Here is a 19,579-nt window from a genome sequence, read left to right as displayed (position 1 = left end):
CTGTTGCGTGTTCGTTGCCAAAGGCCTTGAGCAGCGGTGAGCGCGCTTTAGTCGCGCAGCAGCTCGTTGATGCTGGTTTTGGAGCGCGTCTGCGCATCCACCTGCTTGACGATCACCGCCGCGTACAGGCTGTAGGGGGCGCCGTTGGCAGCGGTTTTGGGCAGGCTGCCGCTCACCACCACCGAGCCCGCCGGCACCCGGCCGTAGCTGATCTCGCCCGTGGCGCGGTTGAAGATCGGGGTGCTCTGGCCCAAGTAAACGCCCATGCCGAGCACGGCGTTTTCTTCCACGATCACGCCTTCGACCACTTCGGAGCGCGCACCGATGAAGCAGTTGTCTTCGATGATAGTGGGGTTGGCTTGCAGCGGCTCGAGCACACCGCCGATGCCGACACCCCCCGACAGGTGCACGTTTTTGCCGATCTGGGCGCACGAGCCCACCGTGGCCCAGGTGTCCACCATGCTGCCTTCATCGACGTAGGCGCCGATGTTGACGTAGCTGGGCATGAGCACGGCGCCGCGGGCGATGAAGCTGCCGCGCCGCGCCACCGCCGGCGGCACCACGCGCACGCCCGTGGCGGCGAGCTCCTGCGGGCTTAAGTTGGCGAATTTGGTCGGCACCTTGTCGTAAAAGGCCAGCTCGCCGGCACGGATGATGGCGTTGTCGTTGAGCCTAAAGCTCAGCAGCACGGCCTTTTTGATCCACTGGTGCACCGTCCACTGGCCCACGCCCGAGCGGGTGGCGACGCGCAGCTGGCCGTTGTTGAGCTGCTCGAGCACCTGCTCGACGGCGTCTTGCACCTCGCGCGAGGCGTTGCTGGGGTTGAGCTGGGCGCGCTGTTCCCAGGCTTGGTCGATCAGGGTTTGCAAAGAGGGGCTCATGGTGGGGCGGTGGGTTGCGAAAGCGGAGGCTGGGTTGGGCTGTAGGGGGCCGGATCGAAGCTCGCATTGTATGTTTGGCCCTGGCTCGGTGCGCGCGCCTTAAACTAGCGCCTCCCATCTTTCATGGCCTTGCATGGCGGCGCATGGCCGTGCAAGGTCGTGCCCAGTATCCAGCGAAGCAGCAAGCGTGCGCCTACAGACCATCAAGTTGTCGGGCTTCAAGTCCTTTGCCGAAGCCACCACCTTTGGCCTGCCGGGCCAACTGGTGGGGGTGGTCGGCCCCAACGGTTGCGGCAAATCCAACATCATGGACGCCGTGCGCTGGGTGCTGGGCGAGAGCAAGGCCAGCGAGCTGCGCGGCGAGTCGATGCAGGACGTGATCTTCAGCGGCAGCGCGCAGCGCAAGCCCGCCAGCCGCGCCAGCGTGGAGCTGGTGTTTGACAACGCCAGCCAGCGCGTGCCCGGGCCGTGGGGCCGTTATGCCGAGCTGTCGGTGCGCCGGGTGCTCACACGCGATGGCACCAGCAGCTACCACATCAACCAGCAGCCGGTGCGCCGGCGCGACGTGCACGATCTGTTCTTGGGCACCGGGCTGGGGCCGCGCGCCTACGCCATCATTGGCCAGGGCACCATCGGCCGCATCATCGAGAGCCGCCCCGAAGACTTGCGCCTGTTTCTGGAGGAAGCGGCCGGGGTGTCCAAATACAAAGAGCGCCGCCGCGAGACCGCCGCGCGGCTGCTCGATGCGCGCACCAACCTGAGCCGGGTGCAAGACATCTTGACCGAGCTCGATGAGCAGCGCAGCAAGCTGGAGCAGCAAGCCGCGCTGGCGCAGCGCTACCGCGATCTGCAAAGCCGGGTGCAGCGCGGCCAGCAGCAGCTGTGCTGGCTAAAACTTTGCCAAGCCCAGGCCGACGCTGCTCAAGCCCAAACCCAAGGGCAGCAGGTGCAGCTCGAGCTTGACGAGCAAACGGCGGCTTTGCGCAAGCTAGAGGCCGAACTGGAAGCGGCGCGGCAGGCGCACTATGCCGCCGGCGAGGCGCTCAACCAGGCCCAAGGGGCGCTGTACGCCGCCGCCGCCGAGGTGGCGCGGCTCGAGACCGAGATCCGCCACGTGCGCGACCACCGCCAGCGCCTGCAGCAGCGCCTGCAGCAGTTACATCAGCAGCGCGGACAGTGGGACGAGCGCACCCGCGCCGCCGCCGACGAGCGCGAGCGCCTAGCCCAGCAACAGCAAGCCGCGGCCCTGCAGGCGGCGGCGCTGGCGGCGCAGTGCCAGCAGCAAGCCGCTGCGCAGCCCGCCGCCCAAGCCCAGCTGCAAGCGGCGCAGCAGGGGCTGCAGCGCTGCCGCCGCGCGCTGGCCGAGAGCCAGCAGGCGCTGGGCGTGCTGGGGGCGCAACAGCGCGCCTTTGAGCAACAGCGCCAGCAGTGGCAGCAGCGGGTGCAGCGCCTGCACAGCGAAGCCCAAGCGCTGGCGGCGCAGGCCAGCGACGAGGCGCGGCTGGCGGGCTTGCAGGCCGAGTTTGAGCAAGCGCAGCAGCGCCACGCCCAAGCGCAGGAGGCGGTGCAGCAGCTGCAGCTCGAGCAGACCCAATGCGAGCAGCGGCGCAGCCAGTGCCAGCAGCAGGCGCAGGCGCAGGCCCAAGCGCAGGCCCAGTGCCAAGCCCGACACGACGCCTTGCAGGCCTTGCAGACCCGGCTGCAGCAAGCCGGCCAGCTGCCGCAATGGCTGGAGCGGCAAGGCTTGCAAGGGCGCGCGCCGCTGTGGCAGCGGGTGCAGCCGGCGGCCGGCTGGGCCACGGCGATCGAGGCCGCCTTGCGCGAGCGGCTGCAGGCGCTGGAGCTGCCCAACCTAGAGGCCGCGCTGGCTTGGGCCGAGGCGGCGCCACCGGGGGCGCTGGTGCTGTATGCGCTGGAGGAATGCGCTGCGGGCGCGGGGCAGGGCGCCGAGGGCAGGGGGCAGGGCTCAGCACAGGCCGCGCACCAATTGCAGCCGCTGGCGCAGCACCTGCGCTGCCCCGAGCCGGCCTTGCGGGCCTTGCTGTCGCGCTGGCTCAGCCCTTGCTACGCCGCCGCCAGCCTGCCCGAGGCGCTGGCCGTGCGCGCCGCGTTGGGGCCCGCCGAGCTCATCTACACCCCGCAGGGGCACTGCGTGGGCGCGCAGCACCTAGCGTTTTATGCCGCAGCGCCCGAGCAGTCGGGCTGGCTGGCGCGCGCGCAAGAGATCGAGCAGTTGCAGCAGCAGCTGCACAAGCTGCAAGGCGAAGCCGCGCAAGCGCGCCAGGCGCAAGCGCAGGCCGAAGCCGCGTGCGCCCAAGCCAGTGCGCACTTGCAGCAAGCCCGCGCTGCGGCCCAAGGCGCCCTGGCGCAAGCCCATGCACTGCAAGTCGAGCTGCTGCGCCTGAGCCAGCAAGCCGCGCACCGCCAGCAGCGCGCCGCCCAATTGGGGCAAGAGCAAGCCGAAGCCGAGCAGAACTTGCAGCAGCTGCAGGCGCAACAGCAGCAGCTGCAAGCGCAACAGCACCAGCGGCACACCGAGCTGCAAGCGCAGCAGCAGGCGCTGCAGCAGGCCGAGCGCGAGCAGGCGCAGGCCGAGCAGGCGCTGCAGCAGGCCAGCGCCCAAGCGCGCGCGCTCGAGCGCCAAGCGCAAGAGGCCGACTTCGCGCAGCGCAGCCTGCAAGCGCGCGCCGACGAGCTGCAGCGCAACCAAACCGCCGGGCAGCAGCACAGCGCCGAACTGGCCGAGCAAGCGCAGCAGATACAGGCCGAACTCGAGACCCTGTGCGACACCGCTGCTCAGTCGGCCCTGCAAGCGGCGCTGGCCCTCAAGCTCCAGCGCGAGCAAGAGCTGGGGGCGCGGCGCAGCGCCCACGATGCTTTGAGCGCCGAACTGCGCGCCAGCGACGCGCAGCGCCTGCGGCTCGAGCACGCGCTCGAGCCCTTGCGCCAGCGCTTGGGCGAGCTGCAGCTGCGCCTGCAGGCGGCGCAGCTGACCCAGCAGCAGCAGCGTCAGAGCCTCGAGGAGGCCGGCGTGGTCGAGCCGCAGCAGCTGCAGGCGCTGGCCCACAGCGTGGCCGCCGAGGGCGTGCAGCTGGCCACCTTGCCGGCGCAGGTCCAGCGCGGCCAACGCGAGCTCGAAGCCTTGGGCGACGTCAACCTGGCGGCGCTCCAGGAGCTGGCGGTGGCGCAGCAGCGCGGGCGGTTTTTGAGCGAGCAAAGCCACGACTTGCAGCAGGCCATCACCACCCTCGAAGAGGCCATCCGCACCATCGACAGCCAGACCCGCGCCCTGCTGGGCCAGACCTTCGAGGCGGTGAACCAGCAATTTGGGCGTATATTCCCCGAATTGTTTGGCGGCGGGCAAGCGCGGCTGCAGTGGAGCGAGGGCGAAATCCTCGACGCCGGGGTGCAGGTGCTGGCGCAGCCGCCGGGCAAGCGCAACCAGACCATCCACCTGCTGTCGGGCGGCGAAAAGGCGCTGACCGCAATCGCCTTGGTGTTTGCCATTTTTCAACTCAACCCGGCGCCGTTTTGCTTGCTCGACGAGGTCGATGCCCCGCTGGACGACGCCAACACCGAACGTTTTGCCCAACTGGTGACTCGTATGAGCTTTGAGACCCAGTTTCTTTTCATCAGCCACAACAAAATCACCATGGAAATGGCGCACCAACTCGTCGGCGTCACGATGCAAGAGCAAGGCGTCTCGCGCATCGTGGCCGTGGATTTGCAATCGGCCCAGCATTTGCTGGCGGAGCCACAGCCATGACGCCGCTGCAATGGGGGCTGCTGCTGCTCGGGCTGGCGCTGCTGGTGGCGCTGCTGCTCTACAACGTCTGGAGCACCCGGCGCCAGCGCCCGCGCCGCGCCCAAAGCGCCGATGCGCCAGCCGCCGCGCCGGGGGCCGAACCCGGTTCGCGCCTCGACCCGGTGCTGGGCCAGCTTGCACAGGCGCAGCCCGTTGCCACCGCAGGCGCCGAGGGCGTGCCGGATTTGCCCAAGGTGGTGCAGGCGCAGCAGGTGCTCGATGAGCGCATCGATGCCATTGCCCTGCTGCACAGCGACCAGCTGGTGTCGGGCGACGCCGTGCTGGCGGCACTGCCCACCAGCCGGCGCATCGACGGCAAGCCGTTTTATGTCGAGGCGCAAAACCTGCAGACGCAGCAGTGGGAGTTGCCGCGCGCGGGCGAGCGCTACCAAAGCTTGCGCGCCGGCATCCAGCTGGTGAATCGGGCCGGTGCGCTCAACGAGATCGGCTTTTCGCAGTTTATCCAGCGCCTCGACGAATTGGCCGACAGCCTGCAGCTGCGCCCCGAATACCCCGACATGATGCACGAGGTGGCGCGCGCGCGCGAGCTCGACCAGTTTGCGCTGGCACACGATGCGCAGTTGTCGTTTTATGTGCGCGCCCAGCGTGCCGCTTGGAGCCCCGGCTACTTGGCGCAACACGCGGCGCGGGCTGGTTTTGTGGCTGGCGCGCTGCCGGGCCGCATGGTGCTGCCGGCGCAATCCAGCGGCGCGGCGGCGGTGCTGGTGTTGCAGTACGAGACCCAAGCCGCCTTGGCCGACGACCCCGAGCAAGCGGTGCTCAACCAGTTTGGCGTCACGCTCGATGTGCCGCACGTGGCACGCAGCGAGCGCCCTTATGTGCGACTGCGCCAGACGGTGCAGCAGCTGGCGCAGAGCATGGAGGGGGTGGTGTGCGACGGCGCCGGCACGCCGCTGCACAACGATGCGATGGACCAGATCGGGGCCGAGCTCGAGGCGCTGTGTGAGGCCCTGCAGACGCGCGACCTGGCGCCCGGATCGGTGCTGGCGCGGCGTTTGTTCAGCTAGGCGATCTCGCCGTTGTGCACCTCGAACTGGCCACGGCGCCGGTCGGCAAAGTAGTGCTCCAGCGTGACTTTGACGGTGCGAAAGGCCAGCTCGTCCCAGGGGATTTCGTGCTCGTGGAACAGCCGCGCTTCTATGGTTTCGTGGCCAGGCTCAAAGCGGTCGCTCAGCAACCGGGCGCGGTAGTACAGGTGCACCTGCCCGACGCGCACCACGCTGAGCACGGTGAACAGTCCCAGCAGCTCGATCTGCGCCCCGGCCTCTTCGACCGTTTCGCGCACCGCCCCAGCCGCCGTGCTCTCGCCCAATTCCATGAAGCCGGCCGGCAGCGTCCACTTGCCGCGCCGCGGCTCGATGTTGCGCAGGCACAAAAGCACCTGTTCACCCTGCGCGCCCCAGACCGGCACCGTGCCGACGACGTTGAGCGGGTTTTCGTAGTGCACGGTGCCGCAGGCTGGGCAGATGGCGCGCACCCGGCTGTCGCCGTCATCGGGCAGGCGGTGCTCCACGGCGCTGCCGCAGTGGCGGCAATGGTTGATTTGTGAGCGCGTCATGGCTGACTAGTGTAGTGCGTGCCTGGCTGCGAAGCCGGCTCTGGGGCAGATTCAGGGCCGATAATCGCTGCTTTCACAGCCGCATCTGGAGCCGCCCATGAACCCGCAATCCCAACGCGCCCTGCTCACCATTTTGGTGCAGGCGGCCATGGCCGACGGCCAAAAAGCCGACAGCGAACGCCAGTTCATCCGCGAGCTGGCGCTGCAGCTCGACGCCGACGCTGGCGGCGCGCACCTGGCGCAGGCGCTGCAAGACGCGCTGCTCAAGCGCGTGACGCTGGCGCAGGCGGTGGCGCTGCTGGATGACGCCGAGCAGCGCCAGCTGGCTTATGAGTGGGCGCTGGCGGTGTGCGACGCCGACGGCGTGGCCAGCACGGCCGAGCAGGCCTTCTTGTCGCAGCTGCGCGCCGCGCTCGGGCTGACGGGCGGCGCTGCAGCGCAGGAGCTCGAGCAGCTTGAGCGCCAAACGCATTCCGTGGCAGCGGCCGCCTACGCCGACGATTTTCTGGACGCCGACGAGCGCGCACCCGCTGCCGCGCCCACCGCCGCGCCTTCGCAGTGGGCGCGCGCCGCGCCCTTGGTGGCCGCCGGCGCGGCGGCTTTGGGGGTGGCAGGGGTTGGCGGGGCGCTGGCGGCCCGAGCGGGTGCCAGTGGGGTGAGCAACCAAGCCGGTGTGCAAGTTGGCGGTGCCCAAGTGGGCGGTGCAGCAGGCAGCGCCGCCTTGGCCGCCAGCACCCCGGCGCTGGACAAGATGATCCTGAACTACGCCATCCTCAACGGCGCGCTCGAGTTGCTGCCGCAGTCGTGGGCCACGGTGGCGATCATTCCGCTGCAGATCAAGATGGTCTATCGCATCGGCAAGGCGCACGGGGTGGCGCTGGACCAAGGGCATATCCGCGAATTCATCGCCGCCGCCGGGGTCGGGCTGGGCTCGCAGTACCTGGAGCAGTTTGGCCGCCGCTTGCTCGGCGGCTTGGTGGGCAAGGCGGCAGGGCGTATGGCGGGGGGCTTGGCCGGGCGCGCCACCGGGGTGGCGTTCTCGTTTGCCACCACCTATGCGCTGGGCCAGTTGGCCAAGCGCTACTACGCCGGCGGGCGCGTCATGTCCACCGACGTGCTGCGCCAGACCTTTCAGGGCTTGCTGGGGCCGGCCAAAAACCTGCAGCAGCAGCACCTGCCCGAGATTCAAGCGCGTGCGCGCACGCTGAACGCAGGCGAGGTGCTGCGCTTGGTCAAGGGCGGCATTTGATCGGCCGCTTAACCAGGGCGAGGCCTGGCTTCCCAGTCCGCAGCCATTGGTGCGCACGTTGCCTTGGGTCTGCCCCGGCTGCGGCGCCACTAAGGCAATCAGCCAGCCATTCAGCCAGCCATTCAGCCAGCCACATTTGCGCTCCATGTTGCTGCTCGCTTCCGCCCTCAAGCTGATCGCCGAGCTGGCCTTGCTGGCGCTGCTCGGGCGCTGGTTGCTGGCGGCGTGGCTGCGCCGTTTGGCGCCGCAGGCGCTCGAATCCAACCTGTTTTTGTGGCTGCTCGACACCCTGTGCCGCCCGTTCGTGACCGCGGCCGGGTGGCTGGCGCCGCGCTGGGTGCTGCGGGAGCACTGGCCGCTGCTGGCTTTTTGCCTGTTGTTGGGGCTGTGGCTGGCAGCCACTTGGCTCAAGCTCCAAGCCTGCCTAGAAGTGGGGATGGACCAATGCCGCTGAAGGGCACACAACCCAAAGCCGTTCAAGCCGCCGGCGCCTGGTGGCCAGGGCTGGGGCCGGCCTTGGCCGGGGCGGCCACGCTGCTGGGTGGGCAGCGCTTGGGCGCGCTGGTGTGGTGGCGCGTGTGGCGCGGCCGCCGGCACGACGCCGCCGCGCTGGCGGCGCTGGCTTATAGCCGCGCCCGCAGCGGCCAGCCCAAGGCAGCGCTGCGCTGGCAGCGGCGCTGCCTGGTGCAGCGCCCGCAGTGCGCCCAAGCCCATTTCAACCTCGGCTTTTTGCTCGAGCAACTGCAGCAAGATGAGGCGGCGCAGCCGGCGTTCGAGCGCGCCACCGAGCTGGCGCCGCAGCTCGATCTGGCTTGGTTTGGCTTGGCGCGCTGCCTCGAGCGCCAGGGCCGCCTCGAAGCGGCCTTGCAGGCCTACCAGCGCAACGCCGCGCTGCAACCGTGGAGCCCGCACGCCCACGCGGCCATGGCGCGGCTGCAGCAGCGGCTGGGGCGGCCCGAGCACGCGCAGGCCCTGATCGCGCACCTGCGCGGCTTCGAGCCCCGGGTGGCGGCCGCTTTGCAGCGCGAATTGCAGGCACCCACGCAGGAGCTGGTCTGATGCGCGACCGACCCCTGTATTGGCGCCGCATCAAGCGGCTCACGCTGCTGTTGCTGCTGCTCTGGGTGGGCGTGACCTTCGGGGTCAGTTTTTACGCCCGCGAGTTGGATTTTTATTTTTTCGGCTGGCCCTTTGGCTTTTGGGTCGCGGCCCAAGGCGCGATCGTGGTCTATGGCCTGTTGATCGCGCTCTACGCTTGGGCCGCCAACCGGCTTGACGAGCTGCATGGCGTGAGCGAGCCGCCCGACCGCATCGAACCCCGGCGGCACTGACAGTGGAACGCAAACCCGCCCCCGTGCGCCGCTTTGAGCACCAGCTGCACAAGGTTTTTCTGCTCTACACCGCGGCTTTTTTGCTGTTCGTGTTGTGTTTGGCACTGCTCGAGCAGATGGGGCTGCCGCGCCAATGGATCGGGATGAGTTTTTTGCTCGGCAACATCGCGATTTACGCGGCCATCGGCATCATGAGCCGCACCGTCGATCCGGTGGAGTATTACGTGGCTGGGCGGCGGGTGCCGGCCATGTACAACGGCATGGCCACCAGCGCCGACTGGATGTCGGCGGCCTCGTTCATCGGCTTGGCCGGCACCCTGTACATGCACGGCTACAGCGGGCTGGCCTTTGTGCTGGGCTGGACCGGCGGCTACTGCTTGGTGGCCTTTTTCATGGCGCCCTATTTGCGCCGCTTCGGGCAGTTCACCATCCCCGATTTTTTGGCCGAGCGCTACGGCGGCCACCTGCCGCGCCTGCTGGGCATCGCTGCCGCCATTTTGTGCTCTTTTGTCTATATCGTGGCGCAAATCTACGGTGTCGGGCTGATCACGGCGCGCCTGACCGGGGTCGCGTTCGAGGTCGGCGTGTTCCTAGGGCTGGGCGGGATTTTGGTCTGTTCTTTTCTGGGTGGCATGCGCGCCGTCACCTGGACCCAAGTGGCGCAGTACATCGTGCTGATCGTCGCCTACATGGTGCCGGTGGTGTGGTTGTCGGTGCAGCAGACCGGCTCGCCGCTGCCGCAGCTGGTCTATGGGCAGCAGTTGCAGCAAATCAGCGAGCGCGAACAAGAGCTGATGCGCGACCCGGCCGAGTTGCAGGTGCGCGCCATCTACCAGCAGCGCGCCTTGTTGTTGCAAGAGCGGCTGCAAGACCCGCAAGCGGCGCTCGAGCGCTTGCGTGTGCTGGCCCGTGAGCGGGTGCAGGTGCTGCGCACGGCCAATGCCTCGCCTGCGCTCATCGCCCAAGCCGAGCAGGATTTGGCGGCGCTGCCGCGCGACCCCCACAGCGCGCGCCTGCTGTGGGAGCAGCAGCTTTACGAGGCGCAGCAAAAATCGCTGCCGCTGGGCGGCATGTTGCCGCACGCGCAGGCTTTTGCCGGCGACCCGCACGGCAGCCCGGCCGAGCAGCAGGCGTTTCACGAGTCGCGGCTCAATTTCCTGGCGCTGGTGTTTTGCCTGGTGGTCGGTACCGCCGCCTTGCCGCACATCCTGATGCGCTACTACACCGTGCCCGACGCCCGGGCGGCGCGCAAATCGGTGGCGTGGTCGCTGCTGTTCATCGGGCTGCTCTACCTGAGCGCACCGGCGCTGGCGGTAATGGTCAAGTTTGAGGTCTTTCACGTGCTGGTCGGCACGCCGTTCGACCAGCTGCCCGATTGGGTGGCGGACTGGAGCCGCATCGACGCCGAGCTGCTGCGCGTGAGCGACGTGAACCTCGACGGCTTGCTGCAGCTCAATGAAATCACCATCGGCTCCGACATCATCGTGCTGGCCGCGCCCGAGATCGCTGGCTTGCCCTACGTGATCGCGGCGCTGGTGGCCGCTGGCGGGCTGGCGGCGGCGCTGTCCACCGCCGACGGGCTGCTGCTGACCATGGCCAACGCCCTTAGCCACGACCTGTACTACAAGATGATCGACCCACACGCCGCCACCGCGCGCCGGGTCACGGTGTCCAAGGTGGTGCTGCTGGTGGTGGCGCTGGCCGCGGCCTACGTGGCGGCGCAAAAACCGGCCGACATCCTGTTCATGGTGTCGGCGGCGTTTTCGATTGCCGGTGCCGCGTTTTTCCCGGCGCTGGTGCTGGGCATCTTCTGGAAGCGCACCACCGGCAGCGCGGCCGTGCTGGGCATGCTCAGCGGTTTGGGCATCACGCTGTACTACATGATCACCACCCAGCCGTGGCTGCGCTCGGTCTTTGGCGTCGATTCCCCGGTGGTCTTGTGGTGGGGGATCGAGCCGATTTCGGCCGGCGTGTTTGGGGTGCCGGTGGGCTTTGCGGTCATGATCGCCGTGAGCTTGGTGACGCGGCGGCCGCCGCAGCGCGTGCAGGACCTTGTGGAGCAGGTGCGAAGCGGGCTATAATCCCACGCTTACCTTGCCGCACCCTAGACTGACGCTTCGGGGCGGCTTCATCCTGGCAGCAGGAAAATCCACAAGGAGTGTGTATGCGTCATTTTGAAATCGTCATGCTGATCCACCCGGATCAAAGTGAGCAAGTGCCCGCCATGCTGGAGCGCTACAAGGGCATGATCGCCGCTGGCGGCGGTGTGATCCACCGCATCGAAGACTGGGGCCGGCGCCAAATGGCTTACCAGATCAACAAGTTGTCCAAGGTGCACTACCTGTGCCTGAACATCGAAGCCAGCCAAGCCGTGATGGCCGAGTTGGACCACGCCTTTCGCTTCAACGACGCCGTGTTGCGCCACCTCGTGGTGCAGCGCAAGAAGGCCGACACCGGACCTTCGCCCATGATGCGCTCGGTTGAGCGCGAAGAGGCGCGCAAGTCCAGCCAGCAAGAAGCGGCTTAAGGCGCGCTGCCCCAGCCGTTGCCCGTGGCCAACCCGCCGACGACCGAAGCCCAACAGCCTCCAATCCCCCCGCACAACCCCTCGCACAACCGCCTGCACCTCACAGCCACCTTGGTGGGCACCCAGCCGCTGCGCTACACGCCGGCCGCGGTTCCTGTCCTCGATGCGCTGCTCGAGCACCAGTCGGTGCAGATCGAGTCGGGGCAGCAGCGTCAGGTGGCGCTGCAGTTGAAAGCGGTGGGTTTTGGGCTCATGGCCGAGGCGCTGGCCAGGCTCCCGCTGGGGACGCTGCTCGACGCACACGGCTTCATGGCCCACGCCCGCAACGGCAAGGGTTTTGTGCTGCACATTCAAGAATTCAAGCTCATTTAAGGAAGCAATACCATGCCTGCTCCGAAACGTTTCAATAAAGACAAGCGCCCCAAGCGCAACACCCAGTCGCTTTTGTTCAAGCGCAAAAAGTTCTGCCGTTTCACCGTCGCCGGTGTGGTCGAGGTGGACTACAAAGACGTGGACGTGCTGCGCGACTTCATTGCCGAAAACGGCAAAATCATTCCGGCCCGCCTCACCGGCACCCGCGCCATTTACCAGCGTCAAGTGACCACGGCGATCAAGCGTGCGCGCTTTCTTGCCCTGCTGCCGTACTCCGACCAGCACCGCGTCTAATCGCCAGGAGCCCCAAATCATGCAAATCATCCTGCTCGACAAAGTCATCAACCTCGGCAACTTGGGCGATGTGGTCAAGGTCAAAGACGGGTACGCCCGCAACTTCCTCATCCCCAACGGACGCGCCCGCCGCGCCACCCAGGCCGCTGTGGCCGAGTTCGAGGCGCGCCGCGTCGAGCTCGAAAAAGCCGCCGAGGCCAAACTCGCTGCCGCCCAAGAGCTGGCCGCCAAACTGGGCGGTGTGGGCCTGAAGCTATCGCAAAAAGCCGGTGTCGATGGCCGCCTGTTTGGCTCCGTCACCAACCACGACATCGCCGACGAGCTGGGCCGCCAAGGCTTCGCCGTCAACAAGGCCCAAGTGCGCATGCCCAACGGCCTGCTCAAAAACGTGGGCGACTACACGGTGCAGGTGGCTTTGCACACCGACGTGGTGGTCGATGTCAACGTCAGCGTGCTGGGCGAGACCGCTTAAGGCGGGCCGGCACGGCTTTGGCGTGATATAAAAACCGGCTTCGGCCGGTTTTTTTGTGTGCCACGCGCAACCGCTTGCCATTCTCCACGGTACTTTGGCTGCCGTTTGCGCCTTGACCATTACCTAGTCTGCTCCCTTTGGAACACCTGCTCGCCATCGACAACGGCACGCAAAGCGTGCGCACCCTGCTCTTTGATCTGCAGGGCCGCCTGATTGCCAAGGCCCAAGAACCCTTGAAGGCCGGGTTTTCGGCGCAGCCGGGCTGGGCCGAGTATCCGGTGGAAGATTACTGGCGCGCGCTGTGCAGCGCCTGCCAGCGGCTGTGGCTGCACAGCCCGGTGCCCAAAGACTCGATCAAGGGGGTGGCGGTCACCACCCAGCGCGGCACCGTCATCAACCTCGATCGGCATGGACAGCCGCTGCGCGCCGCCATGGTCTGGCTGGACCAGCGCCGCACCGAGCAAGTGCCCAGCCTGAGCTGGTGGTGGCGGGCCGGCTTTGGCTTGCTGGGGGTCAACGACACCATCGATTATTTTCTGGGCCAAGCCGAGGCCAACTGGATCGCCGCCCACGAGCCCGAGGTCTGGCAGCGCACGCACAAGTATCTGCTGCTCTCGGGCTACCTGAACTACCGCTTGTGTGGCGATTTTGTCGATTCCAGCGGCTCGCAGGTTGGCTATCTGCCCTTTGACTACAAGCGCCAGCGCTGGGCCGGGGCGCTGGACTGGAAGTGGCAGGCGCTGGCCCCGATCCGCCAGCGCATGCTGCCCAAGCTGTTGCCGCCGGGCGCAGTACTGGGCACGATCAGCGCCGCCGCCGCACACGACACCGGCATCCCGGCCGGCTTGCCGCTGCTGGCCGCCGCAGCCGACAAGGCCTGCGAGGTGCTCGGCGCCGGCTGCCTGGAGCCGCACATCGGCTGCCTGTCGTATGGCACCACCGCCACCATCAACACCACCAGCGAGCGCTACGTCGAGGTCACCTCATTCATCCCCCCGTACCCGGCCGCCTTGCCCGGCTACTACAGCACCGAGGTGCAGATCTACCGCGGCTACTGGATGGTGAACTGGTTCAAGGAAGAGTTCGGCCTGTCCGAGCAGTTGCGCGCCGCCGAGCAGGGCGTGTTGCCCGAGGACTTGTTTGACCAACTGGTGGATGCCGTGCCGCCCGGCTCCATGGGGCTGCTGCTGCAACCCTACTGGTCGCCGGGCCTCAAGCACCCGGGGCCCGAAGCCAAGGGCGCCGTGATCGGCTTTAGCGACGTGCACAACCGCGCCCATTTTTACCGCGCCATCCTAGAGGGCCTAGCCTATGCCTTGCGTCAGGGCAAAGAGCGCATCGAGCAGCGCAGCGGCGTGCCGATCACGGCCTTGCGGGTCTCGGGCGGGGGCTCGCAGAGCGACGCCGCGATGCAGCTCACCGCCGACGTGTTTGGGCTGCAAACCGCGCGCCCGCACGTCTACGAGACCTCGGGCTTGGGCGCAGCCATCGACGCCGCCGTGGGCCTGGGGCTGCACCGCGATTTCCCCACGGCCGTGGCCAGCATGACGCGCTTGGGCCGTAGCTTCGAGCCCAACGCCCAGAACCGGCAGATCTACGACGAACTCTACGCCAGCGTGTACTGCCAGATGTACGAGCGCCTGCTGCCGCTGTACCGCGAGATTCAGCGCATTACCAAGCCGAAGCCTTAGGGGTGGGGGTGAAGGGATGAGTCCTGCGGCGCCCTCAAGCTCCTCTGGCTCGATGCCCAGTTGGTGCGCAATTTGCGCGCCTAGATTCCGAGATTTACGATTTTTGTTTCCGGAATTTACGGCAATTATTTCCGAGATTTACGTTATCATGCCCGCATGAACACGGCATCCCTTTTCCCGCGCTGGATCGAGCCACGCATCGCTGAAGCGCTGCTCGACACGCCGGTGGTGTTGCTGGCCGGGCCGCGACAGGCCGGCAAGACGACGCTGGTGCGCCAAATCGCAGCGCGGCAGGGCTTGCACTACATCACACTGGACGATGAACTGACATGGTTGTCGGCACGGGCAGACCCGGTGGGGATGGTTCGCAACTTGGGTCGGGCGGTGATCGACGAGGTTCAGCGCGCGCCCCAGCTGCTTTTGGCCATCAAAAAAAGCGTGGACGAAGACCGGCGCCCAGGCCGTTTTTTGCTTACCGGATCGGCCAACTTGATGGCGCTGCCCACCGTGGCCGACTCGCTCGCAGGCCGAATGGAAACCCTGTCGTTGTTGCCTTTGTCGCAGAGCGAGATCGAATCGCGTTCGGCCAACTGGATCGACAGCGCGTTTGCGGGGCAGTTGCTTAAGGTGGAGCGGCCCGCACTGGGCCTAGAGCTGGTGGAGAGAGTGCTGCGCGGCGGCTACCCCGAAGCGGTTGCGCGCGCCTCGGCCAAGCGCCGCCGGGCGTGGGCGCGCCAGTACCTCGACGCCCTCATTTTGCGCGACGTACGCGACGTGGCCGGCATCGACAAGCTCGATCAGCTGCCGCGCTTTCTGCGCGCCCTGGCACAGACGGCGGGCCAGATGTGCAACTACACCCAACTCGGCGCCCAAGTCGGTTTGGACGGCAAGACGGCAGCGCGTTACTTGGGAGTGTTTGAGCAAATGTACCTGCTCAAGCGCGTCGATGTATGGGCGCGCAACCGCCTCAAGCGCGTGGCCAAAACACCCAAGCTGCAGTTCATCGATGCCGGCTTGCTGGCGGCCTTGCTCGACCTGAGCGCCGAGGAGGTGCAGCGAGACCGCACGCGCTTTGGCAACGCGCTCGAGACCTTTGTTTTTGCGGAACTGCTCAAACACACGACCACGGCAGAGGGCGACTATCGCCTGCTGCACTACCGCGACGCCGACCAGGTCGAAGTCGATGTGGTGATCGAAAATGCCGCTGGGCAACTGGTGGGGGTCGAGATCAAGGCTGCCGCCACCGTCAAGCCTAGCGATCTGCGTGGGCTCAAGAAGCTCGCCAGCCTCGCCGGTAGCCAGTTCAAGCTGGGCGTGCTGCTGTACGACGGCGCCGAGACGCTGCCCTTGGGCGATGGAATCTGGGCGGTGCCGATGTCTACGCTGTGGGGGGCGTAGCAGTCAAATGCAGGGCAGCCTTGAGGAGCGCGCCCCCGCCTCACCAAAACCGCCACCAAGACGCCGCGCGCTCTGGTGCCTGGCCTAGGCCCAAGAAGGCGCTCTGGGGGAAGTTGAGTGTGAGCACGCGGCGCGCGTCGGCGGCCAGGTCGTTCATGCCCAAGGCTTGGTAGGCGCGGTATTTGATGAACAGCGCTTCTTCGGCGGCGGGCACGCCTTGGAAGTCGGTTAATGCCACTTGGGCGCGGTTGATGGCGGCCACGTAAGCGCCGCGGCTCAGGTAGAAGCGGGCCACGTTGACTTCTGCCTGAGCCAACGAGTTGACGATGTGCGCCAAGCGCAGCTGGGCATCGGGGGTGTAGCGCGACTCGGGGAAGCGATCGACCAGTTCGCGAAAGGCCTCGAACGATTGGCGCGCGGCGCGCTGGTCGCGTTCCGACAGATCCACGCTGGCCAACGCACCCAGAAAGCCGAGGTTGTCTTGGAAGTTGACCAGCCCTTTGAGGTAGAGCGCGTAGTCCAGCGCTGGGCTGGCCGGGTGCAGGCGCATGAAGCGGTCTAGGGTGGCGATGGCTTGCGCCTGCTCGCCGGCGCGGTAGTGGGCGAAGGCTTTCTCGAGCTGGGCCTGTTGCGCCAAAATGGTGCCGGCGGCGCGGCCTTCGAGCCGCTCAAACAGCGTGATCGCGCGCTCGAAGTTGCCGCGGTCGCGCTCGGCCATGGCCTCGGCGTGCAGGCGGTTGGGGCTCCAGTCGGCGGTCGGGTCGGCGGTGGGGCCGCTGGCGCACGCGCTCAGCAGGGTAACCGCAACGGCCAGCGCCGCCAGGGATCGGCCTGCACGGAAGCGCGCCGGAGCGAAAGCGGATAATCGGCTCGAAAACATCGTGTGCATACCTTCGCGTGGCGGAACCAAAGATTGACGAAACCCATTATATCGACGCCGCTCCCCAACGACGAGGCCTACGAGGCCGATGAGGTCCCTGAGGCGCTCGCGCCCGAGTGCCGCCACTGGCTGGCCGAAGCCGGCGAACATGGCCAGCGCATCGACCGGGTGCTGGTGGCGAGCCTGCCCGCGTTTTCACGTGCGTGGCTGCAAAACCTGATCGGGCAGGGGGCCTTGCAGCTCAACGGCAGCCTGTGCACCAAGCCGGCGCACAAGGTGCGCGTGGGCGACCGCATCGAGATCGAGCTGCGCCCCACCGCCCAAGCCAGCGCCTTTGTGCCCGAGCCCATGGCGCTGCAGCCGGTCTATGAGGACGCGCACCTGCTGGTGCTCAACAAGCCGGTGGGTTTGGTGGTGCATCCGGCGGCCGGTCACTGGAGCGGCACCTTGCTCAATGGCTTGCTGGCGCACCACGCGGGCGCGGCCACTTTGCCGCGTGCAGGCATCGTGCACCGGCTCGACAAAGACACCAGCGGCCTGATGGTGGTGGCCAAAACGCAGCCCTGCTTTGATGCCTTGGTGCGCCAGATCGCGCTGCGCCAGGTGCACCGGGTCTATCTGGCGCTGGTGCACGGGGCTTGGCGGCATGGGCCGCAGCACACGATCGAGCAGCCCATCGGGCGCGACCCGCGCCAGCGCTTGCGCATGGCGGTGCTCGGGCCCGAGCACTCGGGCGCCAAACCGGCCTTGACCCATGTGCGGCCGCTGGCCCTGGGCAGCCAGTGCAGCTTGCTGGGCTGCAAGCTGCACACCGGTCGCACGCACCAGATCCGGGTGCATTTGGCGTGGGCCGGGCACGCGCTGGTGGCCGATACCCTGTATGGCGGCCCGCCGGCGCTGGGTTTGCAGCGCCAGGCCTTGCACGCGCATCAGCTGGCTTTGCGCCATCCGGTGAGCGGGGAATGGATGTGCTGGTGCAGCGAAGCCCCGCCCGACCTGATGCAGGCGCTGGCGGCGGCGCAGCTCCAATACAATGACGAATCTTTGTGGTCGCTCGACAGCGAGCCCGCCACCCCATGAACCCCGCCGACCTGCCGCCGTATCTGGAAGCCGTGCTGTTGTGCGCCCCAGAGCCGGTTTCGGAGCCCGAGCTCTGTGCCGCCTTTGAGGGCGAGGTGGCGCCGCAAGCGCTGCAGGCGGCTTTGCATGATTTGCAGCAGCACTGGGCGCCGCGTGGCCTCGAGCTGGTTCAGGTGGCGGCTGGTTGGTGTTTTCGCAGCCGCGCGCAGGTGCGGCCCTACCTTGAGCGCCTGCGCCCGGAAAAGCCGCCCAAATACAGCCGCGCCGTGCTCGAAACCTTGGCGATCGTGGCCTACCGGCAACCGGTGACGCGCGGCGAAATGGAAGACCTGCGCGGCGTGAGCATCCACAGCGGGATTTTGAAGCAGCTCGAAGCGCGCGGCTGGATCGAGGTGGTGGGGCAACGCCCCAGCGCCGGCCGGCCGGCCTTGTACGCCACCACGCGCCAGTTTTTGTGCGATTTCGCGCTGCCCTCGTTGGCCGACCTGCCCTCTGTGCCAGCGGCCGGTGAGCCGCTGCTGCCGCAGCCCGCTGCCGCGGCCCTACATTTAACATCGCAACCCCAATGAGCCCACCACCCAAACGCAAAGCCCCATCCGCCCGCCCAGCAGGCCCCAAGGCACCGCCAGCATCGTCGCAGCGCCCGGGCACGGCAACGGCCGCCGCCCCCCGGCCGGCACGCTTGGGGCCGCCCCGCGCGGTGGTGCGCCCGCGCGAGGCCCAAGTGGCCGCGCCAGCGATCGCCGTACACGCGCCCGTGCCGGGTGTCGATGGGCAAGGCATCGATGCGCCGGGCCTAGACGCAGCAAACGCAAGTGCAACAGATGCAGGTGCAGCGCTGGCAGACGCCGTGGGTTTCGAGGCCGTGGTGTCGGGCGCTTTCGATGCCGATTTGTCTTTGCCGCCTGAGCCCGAGCAGCCCGCACCGCCGTCCAAGCGGGTGCTCGAGCCCGAGGCCGAAGCACCCAAGCTGCACAAGGTGCTGGCGCAGGCCGGGCTGGGTTCGCGGCTCGAGATGGAGCGCCTGATCGCCCAAGGCCAGATCTCGGTCAACGGCGAGCCGGCCCACGTTGGGCAGCGCATCCAGATCGGCGACGCCATCCGCGTCAACGGTCGCCTGATCAAGGTGCGCATCGCGCCGCTGCCGCCGCGCGTGCTGGCCTACCACAAACCGGCCGGTGAGGTGGTGACGCACGACGACCCGCAAAACCGCCCCACCGTGTTTCGCCGCCTGCCCCGACTCTACAGCGGCAAGTGGCAGTCGGTCGGGCGGCTCGACATCAACACCGAGGGCCTGCTGCTGCTGACCAACTCGGGCGAGCTGGCGCACCTGCTGATGCACCCCAGCTTTGGCTTGCAGCGCGAATACGCGGTGCGCGTGCTGGGCGCGTTGAGCCTCGAGGAAAAACAAAAGCTGCTCGACGGCGTGCTGCTCGATGACGGTCCGGCGCAGTTCCAGACGCTCGAAGACGGTGGCGGCGACGGGGCCAACTGCTGGTACCGGGTGACGATAGCCGAAGGCCGCAACCGCGAAGTGCGGCGCATGTTCGAGTCGCTCGGGCACGCGGTGAGCCGCCTGATCCGCATCCGCTACGGTGCCGTGACCCTGCCGCGCGGCCTGCGCCGGGGTGCTTGGATGGAGCTCGACGCGCGCGACGTGGCGCGCCTGACCGAGGCCACGGGCATGGACCGCACGCTGGAGTCGCGCGCACGCCAGTTTCAACCGCCCGCGCCGCCCAAGCGCCAGCCCTCGCGGGGCCGCAGTCAAGGGCCGCGCCCGAGTGCGCCCAAATTGGTCGATGGCGCGCCCATGCCGCTCAACACCGGCCGCACCGGGCGCACGGGGCGCAACACCGACCGCAACAGCGACCGCAGCAGCGACCGCAGCAGCGCGCGCGGTGGCCCCAGCCCCGGTGCCAGCCCAAGATCCAACCCCGGTGCCGGTTCCGGCCCCAAACGCGGTGCCCCGCGCGGCCCCAAATCCGGCCCAGCACGCTGAGAGCGGGTTAAAATCCCGCGC

General features: G+C 67.7%; 19 protein-coding genes. 16 read left to right on the top strand and 3 right to left on the bottom strand.

Annotated features, from left to right (window positions below; translation table 11 throughout):
- Window positions 1-47: 47 nt before the first annotated feature.
- Complete coding sequence (gene dapD, locus SMCB_RS07085) at window positions 48-881, bottom strand: 2,3,4,5-tetrahydropyridine-2,6-dicarboxylate N-succinyltransferase (RefSeq protein WP_045535929.1); 834 nt, start codon at window positions 879-881, stop codon at window positions 48-50.
- Window positions 882-1,068: 187 nt separating this feature from the next.
- Between dapD and smc the strand changes: the two genes are divergently transcribed.
- Together smc and SMCB_RS07075 are read left to right on the top strand one after the other, a co-directional pair.
- Complete coding sequence (smc, locus tag SMCB_RS07080) at window positions 1,069-4,647, top strand: chromosome segregation protein SMC (RefSeq protein WP_045535928.1); 3,579 nt, start codon at window positions 1,069-1,071, stop codon at window positions 4,645-4,647.
- A complete protein-coding gene (locus SMCB_RS07075) occupies window positions 4,644-5,714 on the top strand; it encodes a hypothetical protein (protein WP_045535927.1) in 1,071 nt (356 codons plus the stop codon). The genes smc and SMCB_RS07075 overlap by 4 nt, the downstream gene beginning before the upstream one ends.
- Here the strand turns inward: SMCB_RS07075 and SMCB_RS07070 are convergent.
- Window positions 5,711-6,265 carry an NUDIX hydrolase gene (locus SMCB_RS07070; protein ID WP_045535926.1) on the bottom strand — a complete coding sequence of 185 codons (555 nt, stop codon included), beginning with the start codon at window positions 6,263-6,265 and terminating at the stop codon, window positions 5,711-5,713. The genes SMCB_RS07075 and SMCB_RS07070 overlap by 4 nt on opposite strands.
- A gap of 97 nt (window positions 6,266-6,362) precedes the next feature.
- Between SMCB_RS07070 and SMCB_RS07065 the strand changes: the two genes are divergently transcribed.
- The 11 genes from SMCB_RS07065 (at window position 6,363) to SMCB_RS07015 (ending at window position 15,599) form a co-directional block, all read left to right on the top strand.
- Window positions 6,363-7,514, top strand: coding sequence for a YcjF family protein (locus SMCB_RS07065; RefSeq protein WP_045535925.1), 1,152 nt, complete (start codon window positions 6,363-6,365; stop codon window positions 7,512-7,514).
- A gap of 145 nt (window positions 7,515-7,659) precedes the next feature.
- Complete coding sequence (locus tag SMCB_RS07060; protein ID WP_045535924.1) at window positions 7,660-7,968, top strand: hypothetical protein; 309 nt, start codon at window positions 7,660-7,662, stop codon at window positions 7,966-7,968.
- Complete coding sequence (locus SMCB_RS07055) at window positions 7,959-8,573, top strand: tetratricopeptide repeat protein (protein WP_052468443.1); 615 nt, start codon at window positions 7,959-7,961, stop codon at window positions 8,571-8,573. Before SMCB_RS07060 ends, SMCB_RS07055 begins: the two co-directional genes overlap by 10 nt.
- Window positions 8,573-8,845 (top strand): DUF4212 domain-containing protein, encoded by a 273-nt coding sequence (locus SMCB_RS07050; RefSeq protein WP_045535923.1) that lies wholly within the window; start codon window positions 8,573-8,575, stop codon window positions 8,843-8,845. The genes SMCB_RS07055 and SMCB_RS07050 overlap by 1 nt, the downstream gene beginning before the upstream one ends.
- A gap of 2 nt (window positions 8,846-8,847) precedes the next feature.
- Complete coding sequence (locus SMCB_RS07045; RefSeq protein ID WP_231851178.1) at window positions 8,848-10,926, top strand: VC_2705 family sodium/solute symporter; 2,079 nt, start codon at window positions 8,848-8,850, stop codon at window positions 10,924-10,926.
- Window positions 10,927-11,009: 83 nt separating this feature from the next.
- A complete protein-coding gene (gene rpsF / locus SMCB_RS07040) occupies window positions 11,010-11,372 on the top strand; it encodes a 30S ribosomal protein S6 (RefSeq protein ID WP_045535921.1) in 363 nt (120 codons plus the stop codon).
- Between the two features lie 24 nt (window positions 11,373-11,396).
- Window positions 11,397-11,744, top strand: a complete 348-nt coding sequence (gene priB / locus SMCB_RS07035; protein ID WP_338056264.1) for a primosomal replication protein N — start codon at window positions 11,397-11,399, stop codon at window positions 11,742-11,744.
- A 12-nt stretch (window positions 11,745-11,756) separates the two neighbouring features.
- Window positions 11,757-12,038, top strand: a complete 282-nt coding sequence (rpsR, locus tag SMCB_RS07030) for a 30S ribosomal protein S18 (protein ID WP_045535920.1) — start codon at window positions 11,757-11,759, stop codon at window positions 12,036-12,038.
- Window positions 12,039-12,057: 19 nt separating this feature from the next.
- Window positions 12,058-12,510: a 50S ribosomal protein L9 gene (gene rplI, locus SMCB_RS07025; protein ID WP_045535919.1), complete on the top strand. Its 453-nt coding sequence runs from the start codon at window positions 12,058-12,060 to the stop codon at window positions 12,508-12,510.
- A gap of 137 nt (window positions 12,511-12,647) precedes the next feature.
- A complete protein-coding gene (locus tag SMCB_RS07020; protein ID WP_231851177.1) occupies window positions 12,648-14,201 on the top strand; it encodes an FGGY-family carbohydrate kinase in 1,554 nt (517 codons plus the stop codon).
- Between the two features lie 156 nt (window positions 14,202-14,357).
- Complete coding sequence (locus tag SMCB_RS07015; RefSeq protein WP_045535917.1) at window positions 14,358-15,599, top strand: ATP-binding protein; 1,242 nt, start codon at window positions 14,358-14,360, stop codon at window positions 15,597-15,599.
- A 40-nt stretch (window positions 15,600-15,639) separates the two neighbouring features.
- On the opposite strand, the gene SMCB_RS07010 is transcribed toward SMCB_RS07015, so the two are convergent.
- Window positions 15,640-16,479: an outer membrane protein assembly factor BamD gene (locus tag SMCB_RS07010; RefSeq protein WP_045537797.1), complete on the bottom strand. Its 840-nt coding sequence runs from the start codon at window positions 16,477-16,479 to the stop codon at window positions 15,640-15,642.
- A 33-nt stretch (window positions 16,480-16,512) separates the two neighbouring features.
- Here SMCB_RS07010 and SMCB_RS07005 point away from each other — a divergent pair, with 33 nt between their 5' ends.
- From SMCB_RS07005 to SMCB_RS12470, 3 genes are read left to right on the top strand one after another with little or no spacing between them, the layout of a single operon-like run.
- On the top strand, window positions 16,513-17,559 hold the full coding sequence (locus tag SMCB_RS07005; RefSeq protein WP_045535916.1) for an RluA family pseudouridine synthase: 1,047 nt from the start codon (window positions 16,513-16,515) through the stop codon (window positions 17,557-17,559).
- Window positions 17,556-18,128, top strand: a complete 573-nt coding sequence (gene scpB, locus SMCB_RS07000) for an SMC-Scp complex subunit ScpB (protein ID WP_082027289.1) — start codon at window positions 17,556-17,558, stop codon at window positions 18,126-18,128. The genes SMCB_RS07005 and scpB overlap by 4 nt, the downstream gene beginning before the upstream one ends.
- Window positions 18,125-19,558, top strand: a complete 1,434-nt coding sequence (locus SMCB_RS12470; RefSeq protein WP_082027288.1) for a pseudouridine synthase — start codon at window positions 18,125-18,127, stop codon at window positions 19,556-19,558. The genes scpB and SMCB_RS12470 overlap by 4 nt, the downstream gene beginning before the upstream one ends.
- The last annotated feature ends 21 nt before the right edge of the window (window positions 19,559-19,579 follow it).

The sequence above is a fragment of the Serpentinimonas maccroryi genome (assembly GCF_000828915.1).
Classification (GTDB): domain Bacteria; phylum Pseudomonadota; class Gammaproteobacteria; order Burkholderiales; family Burkholderiaceae_C; genus Serpentinimonas; species Serpentinimonas maccroryi.
Note: the sequence above shows the minus strand (reverse complement) of the source record. Positions and strands in the feature narration are given on the sequence as shown.